Annotated in this window: 5 protein-coding genes and 1 pseudogene; 2 read left to right on the plus strand and 4 right to left on the minus strand. The window is 66.2% G+C overall.

Going from position 1 to position 7,985, the window contains the following annotated elements; genetic code table 11:
• Nucleotides 1–38: 38 nt before the first annotated feature.
• Both ACIQ6O_RS09915 and ACIQ6O_RS09920 read right to left on the minus strand, forming a co-directional pair.
• Nucleotides 39–1,307 carry a GAF domain-containing protein gene (locus ACIQ6O_RS09915; protein WP_396207626.1) on the minus strand — a complete coding sequence of 423 codons (1,269 nt, stop codon included), beginning with the start codon at nt 1,305–1,307 and terminating at the stop codon, nt 39–41.
• Between the two features lie 47 nt (nt 1,308–1,354).
• Nucleotides 1,355–2,062, minus strand: a complete 708-nt coding sequence (locus ACIQ6O_RS09920) for an SDR family oxidoreductase (protein WP_396207627.1) — start codon at nt 2,060–2,062, stop codon at nt 1,355–1,357.
• Between the two features lie 197 nt (nt 2,063–2,259).
• Here ACIQ6O_RS09920 and ACIQ6O_RS09925 point away from each other — a divergent pair, with 197 nt between their 5' ends.
• Both ACIQ6O_RS09925 and ACIQ6O_RS09930 read left to right on the plus strand, forming a co-directional pair.
• Nucleotides 2,260–3,333 carry a phytase gene (locus tag ACIQ6O_RS09925; RefSeq protein WP_396207628.1) on the plus strand — a complete coding sequence of 358 codons (1,074 nt, stop codon included), beginning with the start codon at nt 2,260–2,262 and terminating at the stop codon, nt 3,331–3,333.
• A 76-nt stretch (nt 3,334–3,409) separates the two neighbouring features.
• Entirely contained in the window at nt 3,410–6,259 is a 2,850-nt protein-coding gene (locus ACIQ6O_RS09930; protein ID WP_396207629.1) for a TonB-dependent receptor, read from the plus strand.
• Between the two features lie 371 nt (nt 6,260–6,630).
• Here ACIQ6O_RS09930 and ACIQ6O_RS09935 read toward each other — a convergent pair whose 3' ends face one another.
• On the minus strand, nt 6,631–7,071 hold the full coding sequence (locus ACIQ6O_RS09935) for a hypothetical protein (RefSeq protein WP_396207630.1): 441 nt from the start codon (nt 7,069–7,071) through the stop codon (nt 6,631–6,633).
• Between the two features lie 4 nt (nt 7,072–7,075).
• A pseudogene (locus ACIQ6O_RS09940) lies at nt 7,076–7,985 on the minus strand (glycosyl hydrolase); the annotation flags it as partial.

The raw sequence follows: 7,985 nt of genomic DNA on the forward strand, positions 1-7,985 counted from the left end.
GGTTCGGGGAGTATCTCGACGCAGGATTCCGAGGCGTGCTAGCCGTGATCGACGTCGACGGGGAAGACAAGCAGCATTTCCCGGGTGACGTCCGGCGCGCCGGCCGTCTCGATGCGCAGCTCACCACCCTGACGTGACGCCAGCGCGCGGGCGAGCGGCAGATCGACCGCCGACACCCAGCGCCGGGCGTCCGCGTACGGATCGTGCGCATGCCAACGAAGCGCGTCGGGACATACCCGAAGTATATCGGCGGCGCGCGTCTGCCGGTCCCCGGAAGGGCCGTCAAACATCGAGCGTCCGTCCCACGACAGCTGAATGGTCAGGAAGCCACGCCCCAGCCGGATACCGGCCCGCGCCTGACCGCCTTCGGTCGCGGCCCCGGCAACGGCGAGCCCAAGCACGAGGTCGATGGTTCGCGGAAGCCACCGACTATCGGCGCGCATGGTCGGCAGGATGACCGTAGGCTCGTCTACCTGCACTGGGACCATGGGCGCGCGGGTACGCCAGAGGCTCACCGCCTCGAGCAACGCCCGCCGCGGGTCGACATCGGTGGGCTGGAGAGTGAGAGACGGCTGAGTAACCTCCACATACTCCCGTGCGGCCACAGCGAGCGTGTGCGCCGCCTGCAAACGATCGGCGGCCGGTCGGCCGTCGTGTTCGTCGGTGAGCGACAGCATGGCATCCACCACCAGCGTCTCGGACGCATCCCGCGCCCGCTGGGCCGCCTGCCACTGCCGCGCCTGCTCCTCGAGTTCGGCGTTCGCCTCGGCGAGCGCCGCATTGGCGCGGCGGAGTTCGTCGGCACGTCGCGACTTATCAGTCGCTGCCGCCAGCTGATCGGCCACCAGTCGCACGAGCGCGCGCTGCTCATCGGTCACGCGCGTGGCGTCAGCAAAGTAGAACGCCACCGCTCCGATCGGCTCGTCGGCAATCACCAACGGTGCCACGAGGATGCTGCGGAAACCCAGCTCGCGCGCGACATCGTACCAGCCGTCGAGTGCGGGGTCCTCGAACAGATCCACGACCTCCACCAGCCGGCGCTCGGCCACCGCCACACCACTGGGCCCGTCCCCCACGCGTACCCGCAGGGCACCGATCCATTGGCGGTACGCCGCAGGCCATTCGTGCTGCGCCACCGGACGCAGCAACTCACCATCCGCGCTCAGCTGCATCACCAGCGAGAAGGTCGCCCCGAGCAGTGGAGTGACACGGTCGAGTGCGAACTGCTGCACATCGCCCGGGTGCTCGGCCAGCAGAAATGCGTGGGCAATTTCCCTGATCGCCAGCAGTTCGCGCGCGTCGCTCATGCCTGTCGTGTGAAGTGAATCAATGGGCGCAGATGAGCGCCTGATGGTCAGAAGCTGCTGCGCGGCCGCTTGGGCGACAGCGGGCGGACTTCGAGACGATGCACGAGCATGTGCGGCGGAGCCGTCACGGCGAAGGCCACCGCATCAGCCACGTTCTCCGGCTCGAGCATCCAGGCGGTGTTGGTGCCCTCCGGAAACAGCTCGGTGGCCACTGACCCCGGCGTCACGACCGACACACCAATCCCCGCATCGCGCACCTCGAGCATGAGTGATTCGGCAAAGCCCATCACGAAGTGCTTGGTGCCGGTGTAGCAGGTCCCACCCACGAACGTATTGCGCCCGGCCGTGCTGCCGATGATGCACACATGCCCTCGGCCACGCTGCACCATGCCCGGCAGCACCGCGCGCGTCACGTGATACAGGGCGTTCACGTTCACGTCCACCTGACGGTCCCATTCCTCGGCCGTCATCTCGAGGAACGGCTTGAGTACCGCCACGCCGGCGTTGTTCACCAGCACGTCGACGTGCAAATCGGCGAGGGCTCCCACCGCTGCCACGGATCGGAGATTGAGCGCCATGGTCTGCACCGTCGCGCCAACCGCCTCGCAGGCACGGCCCACTGCGGTGAGTTTGTCAGCGCTACGCGCCACCAGCACCAGATCATGTGTGGCGGCGAGGCGCAACGCGATGGCGCGGCCGATACCGCGCGAGGCTCCCGTCACCAGTGCAACGGGGCGAGTCTGAGTCGTGGTCATCGCCGAAAGGTAACCGGCGTCGAGGGGACGGACGACGGACCGGACGTTTCACCAATCGAGCAATACGACCTTACCCGTTCGTGACACACCGTCGGCTGTGCCCCCGTAGGGAAGCTGGTAGCGTTTCGCGATTCCCCTTTGTCTCCTCGATCAGCGTTCGAATGCCTGCCTTGCGCCGCCCCGCACCCCACCCGGCAATGCTGCCCCTGCTCGGACTGTTACTCGCCGCCTCGTGCGGCGGCGACGCGAAGCCACCGGCCGAAAGCGCGGCCCGACCAACGGCCGCGCAGGACACACTCCGCGCCACCGTCGTCACCCAGCCGGTGCTCAACGACTCCGATGATCCCGCCATCTGGGTCAATCGGTTCGCCCCCGAGAGCTCGCTGGTGCTCGGTACCGACAAGGGAGATTCCACTGGCGGCGTCTACGTCTTCCGCCTTGATGGGAGCATCGATTCCACCCGGACGCAGCGCCCGCTCAGGCGCATGAACAACGTGGACATCGTCGACGGCTTCGTGCTGGGGCGCGACACGATTTCGATCGCGGTGGCCACCGAGCGCGGGCGTCAGGCTATTCGTGTGTTCCGGCTGCCCGAGATGACTCCGATCGACAACGGCGGCATCACGGTGTTCGACGGCGACGTAAGCCGAGCGCCCATGGGCGTGGCGCTCTACCGTCGTGCACGGGACGGCGCCGTCTTCGCGATCGTCGGCGGGAAGTCCGGGCCGGCCGAGGGCTACCTTTGGCAGTATCGGCTCGCGGCGAATCCGCAGGGGGTGGTAGGCGGCGCCAAGGTCCGCGCCTTCGGTGCCTACAGCGGCAAGAAGGAAATCGAAGCCATCGCCGTCGATCGTGGCCTCGAGCAGGTGTACTACAGCGACGAAACGGTGGGTATCCGGCAGTATGCCGCCGATCCCGACGCCGCCGAGGCGAACAGGGAGCGGGCGCTGTTCGGCACCACGGGCTTCGTGAGTGATCACGAGGGGATAGGCATCTACCCCACCAGCGACAGTACCGGCTACCTCCTGGTGTCGGACCAGCAGGGGCAGCGGCTCCGGGTGTTCACGCGAGAAGGCCGTCACGACCTGCTGGCGGTGATCCCGGTGGGCGCCATGGAGACCGACGGCGTGGAGGTCACCGCGACCCCGCTCGGCCCCCGATTTCCGGAGGGCATGCTGGTGATGATGTCGACTGACCGGACCTTCCACTTTTTCGACTGGCGGAACGTAAAGGAACGCATCGTCCGCCGTGACACGTCCGTTACAAAGTGAACGCGAAGTAGTGATCTGGACCACTGAGTCTTGGGGGTCGGTGCAGTTACCGGCCCCCTTTCTCATTTCCGGATCTATGCGCTCCTCCCTCCTCCGCGCCGTTGTGGCGTCCGCCCTCGTGGCTCCCGCGCTTCAGGCGCAGGGTGTCGTGACCGGCACAGTGACCGATCCCTCGGGTCGGCCCCTGTCCGGCGTCCTCGTTCTCGTCGATGGCACGTCCATCCGCGCCTCCACGGACCGCGGCCTGTACCGCGCTGTGAACGTCCCTGCGGGCGCTCGTACCCTGACGTTCCGTTACATCGGCTATGCGCCGCAGACCAAGTCGGTCACGGTGGTCAACGGACGCACGGCGGTCCTCGATGTGAAGCTCACCGAAGCGGTGACCTCGCTCTCCGCCATCGAAGTGCGCGGTCAGGTCGTCGGGCAGGCCTCGGCGCTCAATCAGCAGCGCACGGCATCGACGATCGCCAGTGTGATCGACAACGAACTCGTCGGTCGACTCCCCGACCCCAACATGGCCGAAGCGCTGGCCCGCGTCCCGGGTATTGCTGTGCTGCGCGACCAGGGTGAAGGCCGCTTCGTGCAGATCCGTGGCACGAGCCCGAACTTCAACGGCATGTCGGTGAACGGCCTCCGCCTCGCCACGCCTGAGCAGAACAGCCGCCAGCTGCCGATGGACATCGTGCCGTCGGACCAGGCCAGCCAGATTCAGGTGTCGAAGACGCTCACGCCCGACATGGACGCTGACGCCATCGGCGGTAACGTGAACATCGTGACCCGTTCGGCACGCGCGAACGAAACGCTGTTCAACGTCACGGCAGCCGGTGGTGGCAACCAGCTCGGTGGTGGTCTCCTCGCCAACCTCGGCCTGAACGCCGGCAAGCGCTTCGGCAAGAGCCAGAAGTTCGGCGCCATGCTGGGCGGTACGTACTATCGCAACGATCGCGCCTCGCAGAACGTGGAAGGCGACTGGTGCTCGCAGACGCGCAACTGTGGTGTCGCGCCGTCGCTCACCTCGCTCGACGCGCCGAACCTTTTCGAGTACCGCGACTACCCGCAGGTGGACCGTTTGCGCACCGGCATGAACGGCACGCTCGACTACTTGCTCGCCAACAACAGCAAGATCTTCCTGCGCGGCTCGTGGAATCAGTTCAACGACGACGAGATCCGTGCGCGCGCCCGTTTCCGCTTCCGTGGTGGCGGCGGCTCCCGCTGGACGCAGGTGAGCGCCGATTCCGGTATCACCACCGGCTCGCAGTTCGACCGCGACATCCGTCTGCGTGAAGTGCTTCAGGACATCTATACCGCGCAGTTGGGCGGTGAGCACTACAGCGGCGACGGCAAGTCGCTCGACTGGGCTGTGGGCGTTTCGCGCGCCACCGAAAACCGCCCGGGCGCCCTCACGATGTCGTTCCGTCAGAGCAACATGTCACTGGCGTACAACTTCGCCGACCCTGAGCGTCCCCGGGCGTACGTGGTGACCGGCTCGTTCGACGATCCCGCCCGCTTCGGCTTCAACAGTCTGGCGAACGAAGAGCGTGACACCAAGGACGAAGATCTGTCGGCCAAGATCAACGGCTCGATTCCGGTGCAGTTCGGCGGGTTCAGCGGCACTCTCAAGGCGGGGCTCGCCGCGCGCCTCAAGGACCGCTCGAACACGCTCGTCACCACGAACTACACGAGCGCGCTTGGCTCGAACTCGCTGAACGCGACGGCGGCGACGCTCATGGGCGCCCTCACCACCGAGACGGCCGGCCGCAATATCTTCGACGGCGACTACGCGTTCGGTCGCACGTTCGATCCCACGCGCATGCGTGACTTCATCGCCGCCAATCCGAACGCCTTCACGGTGAATGCGCTGTCGTCGGCCACCACGTCGGCGGGTGGCTCGTTCAAGGTGAAGGAAGACGTGTACGCCGGTTACCTCATGGCCAACCTCGACGCGGGCAACCTCCGCCTCGTGCCTGGTGTGCGTGTGGAAGCGACGCGGGTGAACAACGCGGGTAACGTGGTGCGCCTCAACGCGGCCGGCTCGGCGCTCGCCGAACCGATCCGCGAGACGACCGACGAGGGGAGCTACGTCAATATCTTCCCGAGCGTCAACGCGACCTACCGCTTCAGCGAATACACCAACGTCAAGGCTGCGGTCACCACGGCCCTCGTGCGCCCGCAGTTCGGCGACATGGTGCCATACGTGAACGTGCAGGCCGGCCAGCAGACGGCGAGCGTCGGTAACCCCGAGCTCAAGGCCACGACGGCGATCAACTACGACGTCATGATCGAGCATTACTTCCAGAACGTCGGCTTCATTTCGGCCGGTGCGTTCGCGAAGTCGCTCAACAACTTCATCTACTCCACCGCGCGTGCCCGCACGGCGGATGACGCGGTCGGCCCGGATGCGCAGCAGATCGTGCAGCCGGTGAACGGCCCGACGGCCAGCCTGTACGGCTTCGAAATCGCCTGGCAGCAGAACTTCACGTTCCTCCCCGGCATCCTGAAGTCGTTCGGCATCAACGCGAACTACACCTACACGAAGTCGTCGGCCGACATCCCCGGCCGTGGCCGCGACGGTGTGGACTCGCCGATCCCCGAGCAGGCACCGCAGGCAGGCAACGTGGGTCTCTTCTTCGACAAGGGCCCGCTGTCGCTCCGCGTGGGCGGCAACTACTCCGGCTCGTTCGTCTCCACCATCAGCGCCATCTCGCCGGAAGCCGACACGCGCACCAAGTCGCGCTTCCAGGTGGACGCGTCGGGCAGCTACCAGCTCCGCCCGGGCATCAAGATCTTCGGCGAAGCGATCAACCTGTCGAACACCCCGCTCCGCGCGTACGTGGGCGACCGTCAGAACCGTGGCGGTGGCGGCGACGACCCGAGCTTCGAGTTCTACAAGCCGTGGGGCATGATCGGCGTCAAGATCGAGCGCTGAGCAAGCGCGGCTCGTCATGAACGAAGAGCGGGGGCGTCACCGATCTGGTGACGCCCCCGTTTGCATTCCGTCCGTGCCGTTCAGCATTCCGCTACTGCGCGACGCGTCACGACGACGAGATCCATCGGGTGTTGAGCAGCCGCAGCCGGGGACGTGTGCGACTGATAGCTGCCCGGTTCAACGTGAAGCGTCGTGGGTCGAGGGTTATGAGTTGGTGTTGCACCCACACACAACCCTCGACCCATGACCCACTACCCTGAACGGGCGTGCTGTCAGTCACACACGTGGTTCCTCTGGTTCTCGAGCCCAGGCCAAAACAAAGGGCACGAAGCAAAAGCCTCGTGCCCTCTTTTCCCGCCGACACGAAGCACTCAAGGCGTCGCCGGCACCGCCCGACCGATACGCACCAACTGCTGCTCATAGAGGCGCTTCGCATGCTGCGCCACCGGCGCATCGGGACTGCGGAAGAAGTACTGCAGCCACGTGCGCACATCCGCGTGCTCGTAGTGCGCGCCGAGCTCGAGCGCACAGGTGAGCTCCGCCTGCGTTTCCGCGGCATTCGCCGCCTCCTGATACACCAGGAAGCCGAACCGGTAGGCCGTCTCATCGGCAATCGAGTCGATTGCCGCCGGCAAGGGCGTGGCCAGCGCTACATCCGCCTTCCCCGCCTTGAACAGCGCATTGCGCGCCTGAACGCACCCCGACATCGCGTCGATGACCTTGGAACGCACGCTCGAACCGCACGCGGTCATGGTGCCCAGCGCAAATGCGCTGAGCACCATCGTCAGTACCTGCTGCCGCTTCATCTTCACGCCCTCAAGGAGTCGCCGTACATCCGGCCACCACGGTGCACTTGGGATCGAGCGGCGGCAGCTTGAGACGCGCCAGCTCGGCGTTCACCGCGGTGAGATCGTTCTTCCACACCTTCTCCAACGTGCTCTGGTAGCCGCCGAGTTCCTTGGTGAGGATGGAAAGGATCTCCGGCATGTAGGTGCCCGGCGGGCCGTCACCACGCTCGGCCATCGAGAGCAGGTTGGCGAGACGGTTGTTCACCCGGATCGGGAAGTTGAGCGGGTCCTGTCCCGACTGATTCTTTACCTGATACACGCTCTGCTCCACGGCAAACGCGTTCGTACGCAGCGTCTCACCCTTCGACTTGAGCTGCGCATCGTCGTTGGCGCGCTTGTAGCGGTCATCGAGCTGCGACTTCACGCGACGGATCTCGATCACCGCGCGCTGCGCTTCGTTGGTCTTGTCGCGCACCTGCTTGCCGAAGGTGTACTGCGCGCGCAGGTCAGCGTCGGTGACCTCGGGGAGCAGCGGGCTGCGACGGATGCGCAACGGCGCCTTGAACTCCTGACCATCGGCGGTGAGTCGCACCGTGTAGTTGCCCGGCGGCAGCGCGGGGCCTGCCGTGCCAGCACCCCAGAGCACCATCCCCGGGAAGCTTTCGATGCCCGTGGCGCGCAGGTCGAAGGTGAGACGCGTGAGCCCTGCGGCGATAGGGAACGTGCTGCTCGTGCCACGACGACGGCCACCGGCCGGGCCGGCCGCCGTGGCGGACGCGGTATCGCCGGTGAACTCGCGCAGCACCGCACCAAGGCTGTCCACGATGGCCAGCGTGGCGCGCTTGGGCTTCTCACCGAACATCCAGCTCAGCGTGACCCCGGGCGACGAACGCAGGCCCACGGCCGGCGTATACAGGTGCGACTTCGCGGCCAGCACG

Source organism: Gemmatimonas sp., assembly GCF_044345575.1.
Lineage (GTDB): Bacteria > Gemmatimonadota > Gemmatimonadetes > Gemmatimonadales > Gemmatimonadaceae > Gemmatimonas.